Source organism: Desulfosporosinus acidiphilus SJ4 (assembly GCF_000255115.2).
Taxonomy (GTDB): Bacteria; Bacillota; Desulfitobacteriia; order Desulfitobacteriales; family Desulfitobacteriaceae; genus Desulfosporosinus; species Desulfosporosinus acidiphilus.
On the sequence record NC_018068.1, the window covers coordinates 697,896 to 712,256 of the forward strand.

At 41.9% G+C, this 14,361-nt stretch carries 12 protein-coding genes; 6 read left to right on the top strand and 6 right to left on the bottom strand.

All coding sequences use genetic code 11. The annotated features are described in order from the left end of the window. Nucleotides 1-255 precede the first annotated feature (255 nt). On the top strand, nt 256-1,860 hold the full coding sequence (locus tag DESACI_RS03330; protein ID WP_014825273.1) for an IS1182 family transposase: 1,605 nt from the start codon (nt 256-258) through the stop codon (nt 1,858-1,860). Between the two features lie 333 nt (nt 1,861-2,193). Here the strand turns inward: DESACI_RS03330 and DESACI_RS03335 are convergent, their stop codons facing one another. From DESACI_RS03335 to DESACI_RS03355, 5 genes are all read right to left on the bottom strand, one after another. Further along, entirely contained in the window at nt 2,194-3,360 is a 1,167-nt protein-coding gene (locus DESACI_RS03335; protein WP_014825757.1) for a cache domain-containing protein, read from the bottom strand. A 202-nt stretch (nt 3,361-3,562) separates the two neighbouring features. Next, nucleotides 3,563-4,516, bottom strand: a complete 954-nt coding sequence (locus DESACI_RS03340; protein ID WP_014825758.1) for a helix-turn-helix transcriptional regulator — start codon at nt 4,514-4,516, stop codon at nt 3,563-3,565. Nucleotides 4,517-4,779: 263 nt separating this feature from the next. Next, the gene (locus DESACI_RS03345; RefSeq protein ID WP_174270315.1) at nt 4,780-5,709 is read right to left on the bottom strand and encodes a CsxC family protein; all 930 of its coding nucleotides are present in this window, start codon (nt 5,707-5,709) and stop codon (nt 4,780-4,782) included. Between the two features lie 103 nt (nt 5,710-5,812). Continuing rightward, the gene (locus DESACI_RS03350; protein ID WP_014825760.1) at nt 5,813-7,051 is read right to left on the bottom strand and encodes a sensor histidine kinase; all 1,239 of its coding nucleotides are present in this window, start codon (nt 7,049-7,051) and stop codon (nt 5,813-5,815) included. Beyond that, the gene (locus DESACI_RS03355) at nt 7,041-7,721 is read right to left on the bottom strand and encodes a response regulator transcription factor (protein ID WP_014825761.1); all 681 of its coding nucleotides are present in this window, start codon (nt 7,719-7,721) and stop codon (nt 7,041-7,043) included. The genes DESACI_RS03350 and DESACI_RS03355 overlap by 11 nt, the downstream gene beginning before the upstream one ends. Nucleotides 7,722-7,876: 155 nt before the next feature. On the opposite strand from DESACI_RS03355, the gene DESACI_RS03360 reads away from it, so the two are divergent. The 5 genes from DESACI_RS03360 to DESACI_RS03385 all read left to right on the top strand — a co-directional run bounded on the left by DESACI_RS03360 (nt 7,877) and on the right by DESACI_RS03385 (nt 13,092). After that, nucleotides 7,877-8,425, top strand: a complete 549-nt coding sequence (locus DESACI_RS03360; RefSeq protein ID WP_014825762.1) for a cache domain-containing protein — start codon at nt 7,877-7,879, stop codon at nt 8,423-8,425. A gap of 123 nt (nt 8,426-8,548) precedes the next feature. Next, a complete protein-coding gene (locus DESACI_RS03365; RefSeq protein WP_014825763.1) occupies nt 8,549-9,955 on the top strand; it encodes a sigma-54 interaction domain-containing protein in 1,407 nt (468 codons plus the stop codon). Nucleotides 9,956-10,403: 448 nt separating this feature from the next. Beyond that, nucleotides 10,404-11,516: an ADP-forming succinate--CoA ligase subunit beta gene (gene sucC, locus DESACI_RS03370; RefSeq protein WP_014825764.1), complete on the top strand. Its 1,113-nt coding sequence runs from the start codon at nt 10,404-10,406 to the stop codon at nt 11,514-11,516. 64 nt (nt 11,517-11,580) lie between these two features. Beyond that, nucleotides 11,581-12,453 carry a succinate--CoA ligase subunit alpha gene (gene sucD, locus DESACI_RS03375; RefSeq protein ID WP_014825765.1) on the top strand — a complete coding sequence of 291 codons (873 nt, stop codon included), beginning with the start codon at nt 11,581-11,583 and terminating at the stop codon, nt 12,451-12,453. 93 nt (nt 12,454-12,546) lie between these two features. Next, nucleotides 12,547-13,092: a peroxiredoxin gene (locus tag DESACI_RS03385; RefSeq protein WP_014825766.1), complete on the top strand. Its 546-nt coding sequence runs from the start codon at nt 12,547-12,549 to the stop codon at nt 13,090-13,092. A gap of 30 nt (nt 13,093-13,122) precedes the next feature. On the opposite strand, the gene DESACI_RS03390 is transcribed toward DESACI_RS03385, so the two are convergent. Further along, the gene (locus DESACI_RS03390) at nt 13,123-13,719 is read right to left on the bottom strand and encodes an alpha/beta fold hydrolase (RefSeq protein WP_014825767.1); all 597 of its coding nucleotides are present in this window, start codon (nt 13,717-13,719) and stop codon (nt 13,123-13,125) included. Nucleotides 13,720-14,361: the final 642 nt, after the last annotated feature.

Consider the following 14,361-nt stretch of genomic DNA (forward strand, 5'->3'; position numbering starts at 1 on the left):
GGGGAGAGTAGAGGGCTGATAAGCTGATTGAGTTATTTTTAGTTTAGAGCTAATTATCTGAATTGTCTTGTTTATGAAAATTTAAAAAACCCTTATGTGAATATTGTAAGTTAGGAAAACATTCTAATTGGTTTTGTAAATAAAGGGGCCGTTGCAAAACGAACTAAAATAGTTCGCAAGCAACAGCCCTTTTTCTTACTAAAAATAGAAAACTGCGGGTCCCAAAGAACTCGCAGTTAGCGTATAATTTAAGTTATGCTAAAAACCAAATTACACACTAAGAATTATAACGAATTAGGTGGACACTATCAATTAGCTTTGCCATTTAATTTTAACGTGTTAATACCAGAGGATGATTCCGTTCGACTACTAAGCCACATTTTGGAGGGATTAAATTACGAAGCGTTGTATAAGGCCTACTCTTCCACTGGAAGAAAACCGGTAGTCGAACCCAAAATCCTGTTTAAAGTATTGACCTATGCCTATATGAATAACATTTACTCCAGCCGAAAAATTGAAGTCGCCTGTAAAAGAGACATTAACTTCATGTGGTTATTGGCAGGATGCAAAGCACCTGACCACAGCACCATTGCTCGATTCCGAAAAGACTATCTGAAGGAAGCCATAGAAGACCTCTTTTTCCAAATGGTAAAGCATTTACATGAGCTTGGTGAAGTAGAGTTTAAGAACCTCTTTGTCGATGGAACAAAAATTGAAGCCAGTGCTAACCGTTATACCTTTGTCTGGAAAAAAGTCGTTAACAAAAATGAGGCAAAGATGTTCTTGAAAATTCAGTCTTGTCTTGAGGAGATCAATTTGACCTATTTAAAGGACTTCAACGTAACCAAAGAGACGTTACTTAAGGATCTTAAGACTGCTATCTCTTACCTAGAAGAAAAATGTCAGCAAGAGCAGATTGAATTTGTTCACGGTATTGGAAAACGGAAATCAAAGCTGCAGAAATTTATAGAAAGCCTGAAGGAATTCTATACCCGGCAAGAAAAGTACAATGCACATCACCAATTCTTCGAAGGAAGAAATAGCTACTCTAAGACCGATCCTGATGCAACGTTCATGCATATGAAAGATGATCATATGCGCAATGCTCAGTTAAAGCCGGCTTACAATGTCCAGATTGGCGTGGAAAGCGAATATGTAACAGGGGTTGGGATCTTCCAGGATCGTAACGACATAGCCACATTAATTCCTTTTTTAAACATGCTTGAATCAAAACTACAGGCGCATTATGAGAATGTTACCGCAGACTCTGGTTATGAGAGCGAAGAGAACTATCTTTATCTCGAAGGAAAACATCAGACCTGCTACATAAAGCCACAGACCTATGAACAATGGAAAAAGAAGAGCTTCAAAAAAGATATTAGTAAGCGAGAAAACATGGCTTACAATGCGGAAATCGATGAATACACGTGTCATAATGGAAAACAACTCAAACCCGTTGGAATCACTCATCGAACATCAGCAACCGGTTACCAGTCCGAAATAACAGTCTATGAATGTGAAGACTGCAGTGACTGTCCGTGTAAAAGTCGCTGTACAAAAGCTAAAGGCAATCGACGAATGCAAGTATCCAAAACGTTTGTGGCCAAACGCCAGATCTCGTATAGAAACATCACAACCAAAGAAGGAATACTGCTAAGAGTAAATCGGTCCATACAGGTTGAAGGAGCCTTTGGGGTCCTCAAAAATGACTATAACTTCAACCGCTTTCTAACACGAGGCAAAAACAGTGTGAAAACTGAATTTATGCTGCTGTGTTTTGGGTATAACGTGAATAAACTTCACTCTAAAATACAAAATGAACGAATTGGGAAACCCCTTCATCCACTAAAAACCGCATAAAAAGGAGAGAAAAACGGCCTAATCCTGAAGGCTTATTTTGTTATACTCAAATTTAAGAAGAAAGTAGAGATTAAGCATTTCAATCAAACCAATAAATATCTTTCAAGGGAAAAAGAAAAAGGGAGCATCGCTTGCTACTTTAGAAAAGTAGTTTTGCGACACCTCCTTTGTACTACTGCCAGCAAGGATAACCTTCAATTGCATACTTTTATATCGAAGTGCAATTTTGGATTGTATAATTTCCTCTTCAACTAAACCCGAATCCCGGTGTTTCGGTGGCGAACTCTTTCCGACGAGAAGTAAAAGTAGTAACCCCCATTTTAGAAATGGAGGTTAGATGGGGATAAACAGTTTTACAGGTCGACCGACTCTTCCGTATTTTTGTTCGGATTTCACAAGTCCTTGTTGCTCAAGATACTCAAGATAGCGACGTACGGTGACTCTGGTCAATTTTACGCTTTCCGCGACTTCTTCTGCTGACAGAGGGCGCTGAGTTGTTTGGATAAATTGTACGATATGGTCAAGTGTTGCTTGATTTAATCCTTTTGGTAAATCTTCTTCACCTAATGAATCTGTTGGAGGTTGGGACATTGTAGATGTTGGTCCGGAAAGATCAGTTAAGAATGAAGGGGGTTCATAAAATTCTTCGCCCTTTTCTAGTATGACTTCGGGATTGTCGTCTTTTACCACTAAATTATTGTCAAAATCATCGGTCCTTCGATTCAGGTCATCTGTCAGTGATTGAATTTTTTCTACCATTTGATTAAAAGCTTCCTCTAGTTCTTCGATTTCCTTAGCTCCGGAGACTTTAATCTTTTCGGTCAGATGTCCCGTTGCCACGTCTCTAGTGCCCAGTGTAATATTGTGCAGGGGGTTGATGACAAACTTTTGCAGGAAAAACCAAGCAATCAGTGATACGAATAACGTTAAAAAAAACCCTAATACTGCAAAGGTAATTAATGAACCGTTAATAGTTTTTTGATCGTAGGAATGAGAAATACCTACGTAAAACATTCCTACTATAAGGCCGTTTTCGGCCCTCAGGGGCATGTATCCTGTCTCGTACCATTGACCGATGACATTAGCTTTACCCACGAAGTTTTGCCCATCCTGCAAAACGGTTTGGGCTACGCTGGCAGAAACTTTGGTTCCAATAGCTCTTTCATCGTTTGAGCCGCGCACTGTCGTCGCCACCCTTGTGTCACCCAAAAAGATCGTAACGGTATCTCCGGTAAGAGAAGATAAATGATCCACTAAATTATTATTGAGGTTGATTTTTTCGGATCCTTTATATAGTTCTCCATTTTTTACAGCCCAAGAGCCGGGATAAGTTTTTTCAATAATTTCTTCACAGGTTGCCAAATCCGTTTGTGCCTTTATAAAAGCGGCTGCTTCAGCTTTATCCTTCATGTACCATCCGAGGATTGTGATGAAGCAAGCGGCAAGTAAAACTAGGGAACCAAGGAGCAATATAAGAATCTGTTGTTTTAGAGAACGCAAAAAATCACCTCTTTTACCGATTAGTGTGAGTTTTTTAAGTATTAAATATTAAATTCGCGATACTTAGCGAAATACCTTTTAAGCGAATTAGGAATATGAACATTCATTATGTTCAGGCAGAGGTGCGTATTAGATAATCTAGACTATTAATGTTCAGTGATAGTCTAGATTATCCGGCGGCAGTGAACTTTAAGTTCATGAGTTATACTTCAGAAATAATCTGTCCCATAAGTGATAAGTCATACCCTCCTATTCCTGCCACTTCATTTTGAAAAGAAGCCGACTTCAGGATGTTTATCATGGCCTGAAAATGAGGGCGTTCAAGATCCTCTTGACGAATTACCAGATCATAGCGTTCTTTTTTTAGGGGGATAAAATCGAGACCATTGACTTGCATAGCAACCTTTTCTATTCCTAAGCCAACATCCGCTTCCGATCGAGCAACTTTGCTGGCAACGGCCAGATGAGTCATTTCTTCATCTTTATAACCAAGAATATCATGACGGCGGATTTTTAGAAGTTTTAACTGTTCGTCTAATAAAACCCTTGCCCCCGATCCTACTTCCCGATTGACAAAACGCACACCTGGTTTGGTCAAGTCGCTCCAAGTGACAATATTCTTAGGATTTCCTTTAGCGACATAAAAACCTTCAAATCGAAAAAGTAAGTTAATGATGTAGGTCGGATGACCAGGCAGAATTCTGCGCACATAAGGCAGATTATAGTCATCAGAGTCACTGTCCCACAAATGGACCGCTGAGGCATTGGCGAGGCCGCGATAAAGGGACATAAGGCCATCAATGCTGCCTGTGTAACGGCGCAGAAAACGAACATGGGGAAATTGCTTTTCTAAATAACGAGTTAAGATATCTAAGACAATATCTTGGCCACAGATTACCAGGGCTTCCGCCGGCTCTTGCTGATATGATTCATTGAAGGGCAGGGGGGAACCGGAGCTTGATTCAGTTGCAGACGTCCTTGACATAGCTTTTGATTTTTGTTTGTAACTCTCGATATCTGCACCCTCTACTCGTACCTTGCGTCCTATATGATAGGCCTTCAGCTCACCTCGTTTGATGATTTCATAAACAGTAAACTTGGAAATTTTAAGGATTTTGGCAACTTCCTCAGGAGTATAAGAAACATCATTTGGCATTGTTTACCGCACCTATCTCTCCTTAAAATGTTCGTATAAGCCATAAGCTATTGAGAATTAAGCATAAGGATTATTTTAGATCTTTATTATGTATCAGCATCAGCTGAGTTTTTCTTAAATTATTATAGCATATCATAAAACTACGTTGTAATAATGAAGAAGTAATCCTTCATACTCCCAAGGAGAGAAAGCGGCGTAAAAAATCATCCGGAGCAAGGTGTTTAGATCATTGCACAGGATGATTAAAGTTATGGGATGTCGGATCATATTTTAATCTTAATAAAAGCTCTTAATACTTTCAGCGTCATCGAAAAAAACGGATTGTGACAGTTCCCGGTATTTGAGTGATGATGATCATTTGGAGGGTGAGGGGCGGGCTGAGGGTTGATCTCGGCCGGGAATGTCAGTTCAAGTTGGATTAGTATGACCATCTTTTCCTGAACAGTTCTAAATACACCTTCTTCAAAAGGACCGCCAGTCATCGGAACACGATCAAGGGCATCATCCATTTCGTTAATTTGGCTAAAAATAAGTTCACAGCTCGGCAATGAATTCATGAATTGATGACTTACAACATTTAATTCCGTAAGGTCACCGGATATTAATTTATCCTTGGTTGAGAAACCGGAAGGCAGGGGTGCCGTGCTTGAAAATTCATACTCTTGCTGCTCACTAAAAAGAGTAGGTGCAATGGCGCGTATCCGGCCAAGGTCGATGACGCAGGAATAGGGCACATCAATAACAAAATCTTTGAGAGAGCTTTCAACTGTGGTTGCAGTCTGCCGAATCGGTTCGGAGTATTGGACATTTTTGCGAACATACCCGCCAAGGAATAATTTAGGGGTATCTTGAGGAATACAGCGCAGCGGCGGAGGGGAATTGAAAAAGCGGCATTGGGTTAATTTTAAATTCTTTCGGATCGTCTTAATTTCTAATGCCTTTGATGGTAACGTGATAATCGATTCTGCCGGGATTGAAACTGTGATTAAGACTGTACGTGGGCCGGTCTTCTTTAATTCTAAAGGGGTGCATGTTGGCAAGGCGGCATTCGTGGGAAAGATCGGGTTGGGTGTGACAGGGCGGGGAGTCTGCGGGCAGCAAGGTGTCTTAGGCATTTCTTGTACCCAGGCAGGTATAAAGGGAACGCTTTGTGTCCATTGATGAGGACAATGGTTATAATCAATCAAATTCATTCTTCCCCCTAACGACCCAATTCCAAAATGAAACAAGTCCTAATCTAGACTACGTTAGGGGTTGAGTTTTTGTGCAAGCTTTTATAGGCATACGGTAAAGCAATTATAGTTTATCTAAGTTTCCGTGGGGAAGATTGATGACAAACGTTGTTCCTTTTCCGGGAGAACTGGTTACTTTTATTCGGCCCCGGTGGCTTTTGATAATCCAATCCGCTATGGCCAGCCCCAGTCCGGTCCCTTCTTTTTGCTGAGAGCGTGCTCGATCCACACGGTAAAATCGTTCAAAAATTTGGTTTAAGTGCTCTTGCTCAATTCCCTCCCCCGTATCAGAGACCGTAATTTCCGCATGGGTACTCCAGTCCTGAAAACGAAGCGTGACCATTCCACCCGGGCGGGTGTATTTAAGAGCGTTATCCAAGAGAATGACAATGAGTTGTTTAATCCTGTTTTCATCTCCGTAATACATTCCTTCTTCGCGGAAGGAAGCTTCTAAAGAAATTCCGTTTGTTTGAGCCAGTGGTGTGAAAGATTCAATCACTTCGCTTAGTGCGGTCTTGAGAGAAAACATTTGAGGGTTTAAGGTTTGCTGTTGTGAATCAGCTCGGGCCAGGAAGAGGAGGTCGTCTACTAATTTGGACATACGCCGTATCTCCAGCAGACTGTAATCTATCCATTTTGATTGGCTGGCCACAGTTTCCTCAGGGTTTCCTTTCACGATATCTAGATTGAGTTGTACGACGCTCAGAGGGGTTCGAAGTTCATGTGAGGCGTCAGCGACAAACTCCTGCTGACGCTGCCAGGAGCTTTTAATAGGAGCCATCGCCCGGTCGGCCATAAATCGGCTGCCGTAGTAGGCCAGACCCAGGCAAATAAACCCTCCGACGGTGAGAGACAGCAATAGTTCCTGGAGAATATCTTTATCCCGTTCAAGATCGACAAAGATAATGATAAACCCTGGAGTTTCCTTAAGAGGCACCTTTAGATAGCTATAGGTTTCATCGTGCAGTTCCAGTTCTCCCTGGGGATTAGGCTTGTGAAATGCCATATTAACTAAAGGAGTCAATTGGTCGAGAGTCATGGGGAGAGCGGAAGAACTATCAGTGATTGTACCGGCATTATCGGTTTTTATATAAAAATATTTAGCAAGGTGCTTATCGTGCTCTCTGGGATTGACAATGGTGCCTGAACCGGCTTCGTTAGCGACGATCTGCATTAATTGCTGGGATTGATTAAAGACTTGAATCTTCATGACCAAGAAGGTGCCAATAATAAAGAACAACAGGAGCAAAGCCATGATTCCAACGTTGATGAGTGTTAATTTAAGCCTTAATTCACGGAACATTAGGCTCCTCCTTCATACAATAGCCAATTCCTCGTATCGTATCAATTTTAAGGTTAGGCGAGTTCAACTTTTTACGTAAATAGTGTATATAGATTTCTACGTTATTGGCTTCAACATCCGATTCCAGTCCCCAAACGCGGTCAAGGATCTGTTCTTTGGTAATTACTTGACCGGGGTTACGCATAAAGAGTTCTAAAAGTAAAGATTCTTTAAGCGTAAGTTTGATGGTGTGATCATCTTTTGTCAGTTCACAGTGTTGGGGTTTGAACATGACTCCAGCCATAGTAAGGGTGTCCCCCTGGATTTGTCCCTGAATTCTTCTTCCTAAGGCCCTTAAGCGAGCTAAAAGTTCATCCGTGGAAAAGGGCTTAATGAGATAATCGTCTGCACCGGCGTCAAGTCCATCGATCCTATCTTGAATAGAATCTTTTGCGGTTAAAAGCAAGACAGGGATATGAATGCCCTGGCGGCGCAAATTTTTTAGTAGTTCAACCCCTTCTCTGCGGGGCAGCATTCGGTCGAGGATAATCAAATCATAAACTCCGGTTTCAGCCAACGTCTGTCCGGTTTCTCCGTCAAAGGCAGTATCCACGCCATAATTATTCTTTTTAAGTATGTAGGCCAGAGCCTCCGAGAGTCGCGGCTCGTCTTCAATTAAAAGTAAGCGCATTACTGTTTCACCACCTGATTATAGTTTAAAGGAGTTACCTTTAAATATCCTTAGATTTCTGGGTAAGTCCGCATATTATACAACTAGTTATGGACAAAGTATAGGGAAAGCTAGGATTCTGAAGTCTAAAATTTAAGGAATTAAAGGAGGAAACTATGATAAAGAGAAAATGGCTGATCACCGCAGCTATTATGGTCTTGATGGCCTCTCAGACGGGCTGCTCCAAGGATCAGAATCTTGGAACCTCAAAGCCCTTGCCAACCAGCGCACAACTTTCGGAAAGTCATCCGGCGGAAACTCCGGATACGACCAGTGATAAGGGGAGTCAATTGGCCGTGGAATCAAAAATCAACGATTGGCTGGCTAAAAACTACCCGGGTAACTGGAATGTTGTGGGAACAACGCTAAGTAAGGGAAATTATATTGAAAATGGCCGTTATAAATTGGTGGACGGAATTGAAACGTTATTTCCCGGGACAATGGGCATCTCAATTTTCATTGGCGAGGAGAGAATTTCATCGAGCGTAAAAAAAGGGACGGAACGGGTCTTAAAAGGTTTCCCGACACCTGAGACAGTTAGAGAGGTTATGAAGAGCGGAAAGACAACGAGCTCCTTAAACAGCGGGTTCTTGAAAGTATATATGCCTTTAAAAGCTGGAGGTAAAACTCTCGCAGTTTTGACAGTGTCGGTACCTCATCAATAAGCGTCCATCACCCAGCATAGGATATTATTATTTGAAATTTGGGTATTTTTAGAATAGTTCTTTACTCAAAGGAAATTGCTCCTGTATAATGTTTATAAAAGAAACAAACGACGGAGGAATAGAATGAGTGAGGGAGTGCACGCAGTCACTACCAGTAATATTCCCCGCTGGGACCGTGACCTTTTATTCGAAATCCTAAATAATATTAATGATGTCGTTCTTGTAATTGATCTGGATACAACCATTGTATATGCCAATGAAGCCTATGCCAAGATTCTCGGAGTGCCGGTGGAAAAAGTATTAGGCCGAAGGCTGGACACCATTGAACCTGACTCTAAAACAATCACTTCCCTTCGGACAGGAAGAGTCAGCAATAATGGCAGATCGTACTTAGACTCTTTAAATATTGATGTTGTCGGTAGTTCCTTCCCCTTATACCATGGCAAAAAGATAATTGGGGCTGTTTCGATTTTTAAAAACATTACCGACGTTGTTCATCTTAATCGCGAGCTGGAACGGTCACAGGGCGTTGCAGATTACTTGAAGGAACAACTGGTACAGTGGGAGAAATTGCCCCTATCCTTCAAAGAATATGTGGGTCAAAACAATCAATTAAAAGAAACCTTGATCTTAGCAGCAAAGGTAGCGCCTACCGACAGTACGGTCCTTATTCTTGGTGAAAGTGGTGTCGGTAAAGAAGTGTTGGCGAGAGCTATCCATAACAGCAGCCGGCGCCCGGATAAGCCAATGATCAAAGTGAATTGTGCGGCGATTCCGGAGGCTCTGCTGGAGAGTGAGCTGTTTGGGTACGAAGAAGGAGCTTTTACCGGAGCGAAACGAGGGGGAAAACTGGGAAAATTTGAACTGGCCCATGGCGGTACTATATTTTTTGATGAAATTGGAGATATGAGCCTTACCATGCAGGCTAAATTATTGCGCGTCTTGCAGGAAAAGGAGTTTGAAAGGGTTGGAGGGACTAAAACGATAAAGGTTGATGTCCGAGTCATCGCCGCCACCAATCGTGACCTCAAAAGTATGATTGAAAATGAAACCTTTCGGCGGGACTTATATTACCGCTTAAATATTGTCCCCCTTCATCTAACGCCTCTGCGCCAGCGCAAAGATGACTTGTTGGCATTGGCCAAAACCTTCCTGGATCAAAACTCGCGGTTGGTAGGACGCGAGCTGTCTTTGACTCCACAAGTTGTAAGGATTTTACAAGCCTATGAATGGCCGGGGAACATACGAGAATTGCAGAATGTTATAGAACATGCAAGTATTGTTTGCAGTAACGGTTCTATTGAGGTTCATCATTTGCCTGCATATATTATCCCTGCTAATAATCAAAATCTAAATCAAATCGATGAAGAAAAGCCTTTTGATGTGAAAGCGGCCTTTTGCCGAGTGGAAAAAGAATTGATTCTGTCAGCCCTGGCTGCCTTCAATAATCGTACCAAAGCGATGCATGCCTTAGGAATTTCCAGGAGATCCTTTTACGAAAAGTTACGGAAGTATGGAATTGAACTTTAACCTCTTGCGGCGGGTGTTTTTTTTGTAAACTAAATTATGAGCCCAGTATAGTTTTTTGTATAAACTATATACAGAATTCTAGAACTCCTTAAAACCCTCTCTTGACTGAAAAAGCAGAGAGGGTTTTTTTGTACCTATTTCTGGGCTGCTTTAAACCACATGGGGTCTCAAACGAGAGTGAATCTAGGCAACCGTCTCTAAGGGCGGTGGAGATCTCAAAAATCAGGCTGATGATAAGTATATCTAAAATGTATTGGTATAAATCTTGCAATAATTTAGTCATAGCTGACATATTTAACATAATGTTGAAATAAAAATAGTTGGCTTGTTTCAGACAATCGTGAGACTTCCGAGGACACTTTCGTTACCGAAGCCCCGATTTTCAGTTTTAGCCGAACGAGTTCACTTCTTAAAAATTTAAAATGCTCGAAGATGGAGGAGATATGGATTGAAGTTATTCGAATATATGGGGAAGAAACTATTCGCCGAGTTCGGACTTCCAATTCCCAAAGGGCGCATGGTGGATAATCCGGAGGATGCCGCTCGGGCAGCTCAGGAAATGGGTGCTCCTGTGGTAATTAAGTCTCAAATTTTATCGGGTAAAAGGGGTAAAGCCGGGGGGATCAAGTTTGCCGATAATCCAGAAGAGGCACAAGCTGCAGCCCAGGAATTGTTGGGAATGACGATACAAGGTTTGCCGGTAAACTATCTTTTAGTGGAGGAAAAGCTAAAAATTGATAAAGAATTGTACTTGTCACTCGCTATAGACGGAGTTGCCCAAAGGCCCGTTCTGATTGCCTCCTCCCATGGCGGTATAGATATCGAAGAGGTCGCCGAAGAGTATATTATTAAACGAACGATTGACATAGATTTAGGCATGCAGACCTTCATGGCCAAGGATATAGTCAGTAGAATGGGGATTGCCTTAAACAGCCCGCAGGGTAAGGAATTAGTGAGAATTATCCTTATCTTATATAAGCTTTTCAGCCAAAGAGATGCTGAACTGGTTGAAATCAATCCTCTCGTAATCAGCGGAGACAGGGTCATTGCGGCTGATTCAAAAATGACGATTGATGATGAGGCCCTCTATCGACAATTGGATTTGCAGCGGGTGGAAGAACGCACTGCCACTGAAAAGGCTGCCCATGATCTGGGACTTTCTTTTGTGGAATTGGATGGTGATATCGGAATAATGGCTAACGGGGCTGGGATTACTATGGGAACATTGGATACCGTTGCCTACTTCGGAGGAAAATCTGCAAACTTTTTGGATGCCGGCGGGGGAACAGGTGAAGAAGGAACGGCAAAAGCCTTGGAACTTATTTTGTCCCGAAATCCTAAATCAATCGTTATAAATATCTTTGGCGGAATTACGCGCTGTGATGATGTCGCCAGGGCTTTGGCCTCCGTTAAAAGGAAACGAGGAATTCCGGTTCCCGTTGTCATTCGTTTAGTTGGTACTAATCAAGAAGCTGGGCGAGCTATTCTTAATGAAGTTGGAATAGAAGCTTATGATTACATGCAAGATGCTATCAAGAAAGCTGTAGAATTAGCAAGATAGTGGATGTGACTTTGCCGGTCAAACTTCTTGTGTTTTGGAAAAGAAGGCTAAAGGAGGGCAATAAGTGGCTATTATCATTGATGAAACAACAAATGTATTGGTCCAGGGAATAACCGGTAAACAGGGACTTTTTCATACTAGACAAATGCTGGAGTATGGGACAAAGATTGTCGCCGGCATTTCGCCCGGGAAAGGAGGAACCCGTGTCGAAGGTATTCCTGTCTATGACAGTGTTCGTGCCGCCTGTGAAGACCATAAAATCGATGCCTCGGTAATTTTTATCCCGGCTTCGCTGGCCAAAGATGCCGCTTTGGAATCGTTAGAAGCCGGGATTAAGGCAGTCGTGGTAGTTACCGAACACATTCCCGTCCATGATGAAATGGCGATAGTCGCTTATGCTAAACGCGTTAAGGCTGTTGTTATTGGACCAAATACGTTTGGCATCGTTTCCTCAGGAAAATGTAAGATGGGTATCCCGCCTAACCAATTTTTTATTTCTGGGCCTGTTGGTGTTGTGGCTCGCTCCGGAACTTTAACTTACGAAATCGTGGGGAACTTAACCGCTAAGGGTATTGGTCAGTCCACCGTTGTGGGTTTGGGCGGGGATCGGGTTGTCGGTCTTTCTTTTACCGATGTTTTGGAGAAATTCGAACAGGACCCGGAGACCAAGGCAGTTGTTTTAATCGGGGAAATTGGCGGGAGCGCTGAGGAAGAGGCTGCCAAGTATATTCGAGGTATGACAAAGCCGGTGATAGCGTATATCGCCGGTAAAAGCGCACCTCCGGGAAAACGCATGGGACACGCCGGCGCAATTATCGAACGAGGGAATGGGACTTATCAGGGCAAGGTAAAAGCTTTGACTTTGGCAGGGGCTAGAGTGGCCGAATTGCCCTTTCAAGTTCCGGAAATTGTTCAAGAAATCTTGAGTAAAAAATAATCCGGGAGAATTCAATGTCAGAATTAAACCTTTGGGCGTAATGTAATTGTAACCAAAATGATTTGGGAGGCATTTTTTATGATTAAACCCACAATGCTTGCCCCCGATTTCTCAACCGATGCCTATTTCTTAGGAAATAGAATTACAATTACCTTAAGCAGCTATAGAAAAGATTGGGTTGTTCTGTTCTTTTATGCCAGCGATTTTACCTTCGTTTGACCGACAGAGTTGGGAGCCGTGGCTGCCCATCACCACCTTTTTGAGCAGTTAGGAGTTAAGGTATTGGCCATTAGTACTGACAGTGTATTTTCGCATAAAATTTTTGCTGAAGTATCTCCCTCTGCAAGGTCAGTACAGTATCCCTTACTCTCTGACAGAACGCATCGAATCTCTCTTGATTACGGTGTTCTGAGAGAAGAGTCGGGGGTGGCCTTTAGAGCAACATTCATTGTAGCTCCAGGCGGCGAAGTAAAATATTCCTGTCTATATCCCCCTGAAGTTGGCCGCAATGTAGGAGAAATTATTCGGGTCATTCAGGGACTTCAGTATGAGGAAGCAACCGGGTTTGGTGTTCAGGCGGGATGGTGCCCGGGACAACAAGGCATAATAAAAGATTTTAGCCGGGTAGGCAAAATATAGCACTAACTCGGCCTGATTCGAGTCCATCCTTCAGCGCAAAAATCCTAAGAGTTTCTGAGAAAATGTTGGCATATCATCGAAATAGCATGTGTGACCAAGATGATCGAAGGTCAATAATTGGTTGTTAGGAATTTTCTCTTTAAGAATTAACGCATAGTTATATGGTGCAATTTGATCTTCTTTCCCCCAGACAATGAGGGTCTTAGCGTTTATTTTATTTAATTGCATTTCATATTGGTCCACATTAATACTGTCAATCAAGGTTAATGACAAAAGCCGTTCCGGGTGCTTTAAGGCAAATTTTAAGGCAATTTCTCCGCTGAAGGAGGGGCCGACGAGGTGAAACGCCGGCAGGGTAAGCTGCTTAGTAAATTCACTGATAAAATCCTCAAAACTCAGTTCGTTCTGAAGCTTTTCGCTTGTCCCATAACCGGGAAGCTCTAAGGCAACGACCTTGTAATTTTCTTTATTCAGTTGATCGAGAAGACCGGATTCCTTCCAATCCTTTGCAGAAAAACGTTTGCCATGGAGTAAGACGACCCAGTCGCCGGGGTTTTCTGCACCGCAAATTAGGTAATGAACCATGCTGCCCTGGAAATTGACAAATTTATCAACAGGAATACTCATAGCGTAACCTCTTCTCTTGATTTTTTTCCTTTAAGATTATCTTTAGTATTATCCTTAGTATGTTTGAAAACTGATGAAATATAAAGTGTATAAGACTTAAGGTAAGTACTACACAGCTTTAGTATTTCTGCAATTTAACAGAATTTCCTCTAAGAAATTAAATGTCCTTAAAAACCGCCAAACCGGCGGTTTTATTTTAATTAGGCAGCCGCCAAGTTTTCTTTACTAGAATATGAAACCTACGAGCAATAGGAGCATTGGTTAGGAAGTTTTCGCAAATATTCAGCAAGAATCATAATATGCAGTATAACCATTCAAATTATTATAGGTACGGATTTCTTGTCAGGAACAAAAAACCTGAAAAGAGGGGTCTTAATGATATGGGAATTAATTTTCATGGAAATTGCCGCTGCTATTGTATTATTCATCGATTATAAGACAAGGACGGATTAATAAACGCTTTGTTATCTTCTGGCAAGGTTTTAAACCTCTCTATGCTGATTACGCATTTAAGAGAGGTTATTATTTTTGTCAGGCTGGATTTCTGCCTTAATTATGATCTGGTATTAATGCTACTAACGAGGGGCAGAAAGGAATAGTTTACTTTGTAAACTCTAATTGGGGTTTTAAAGCCTATTTAGT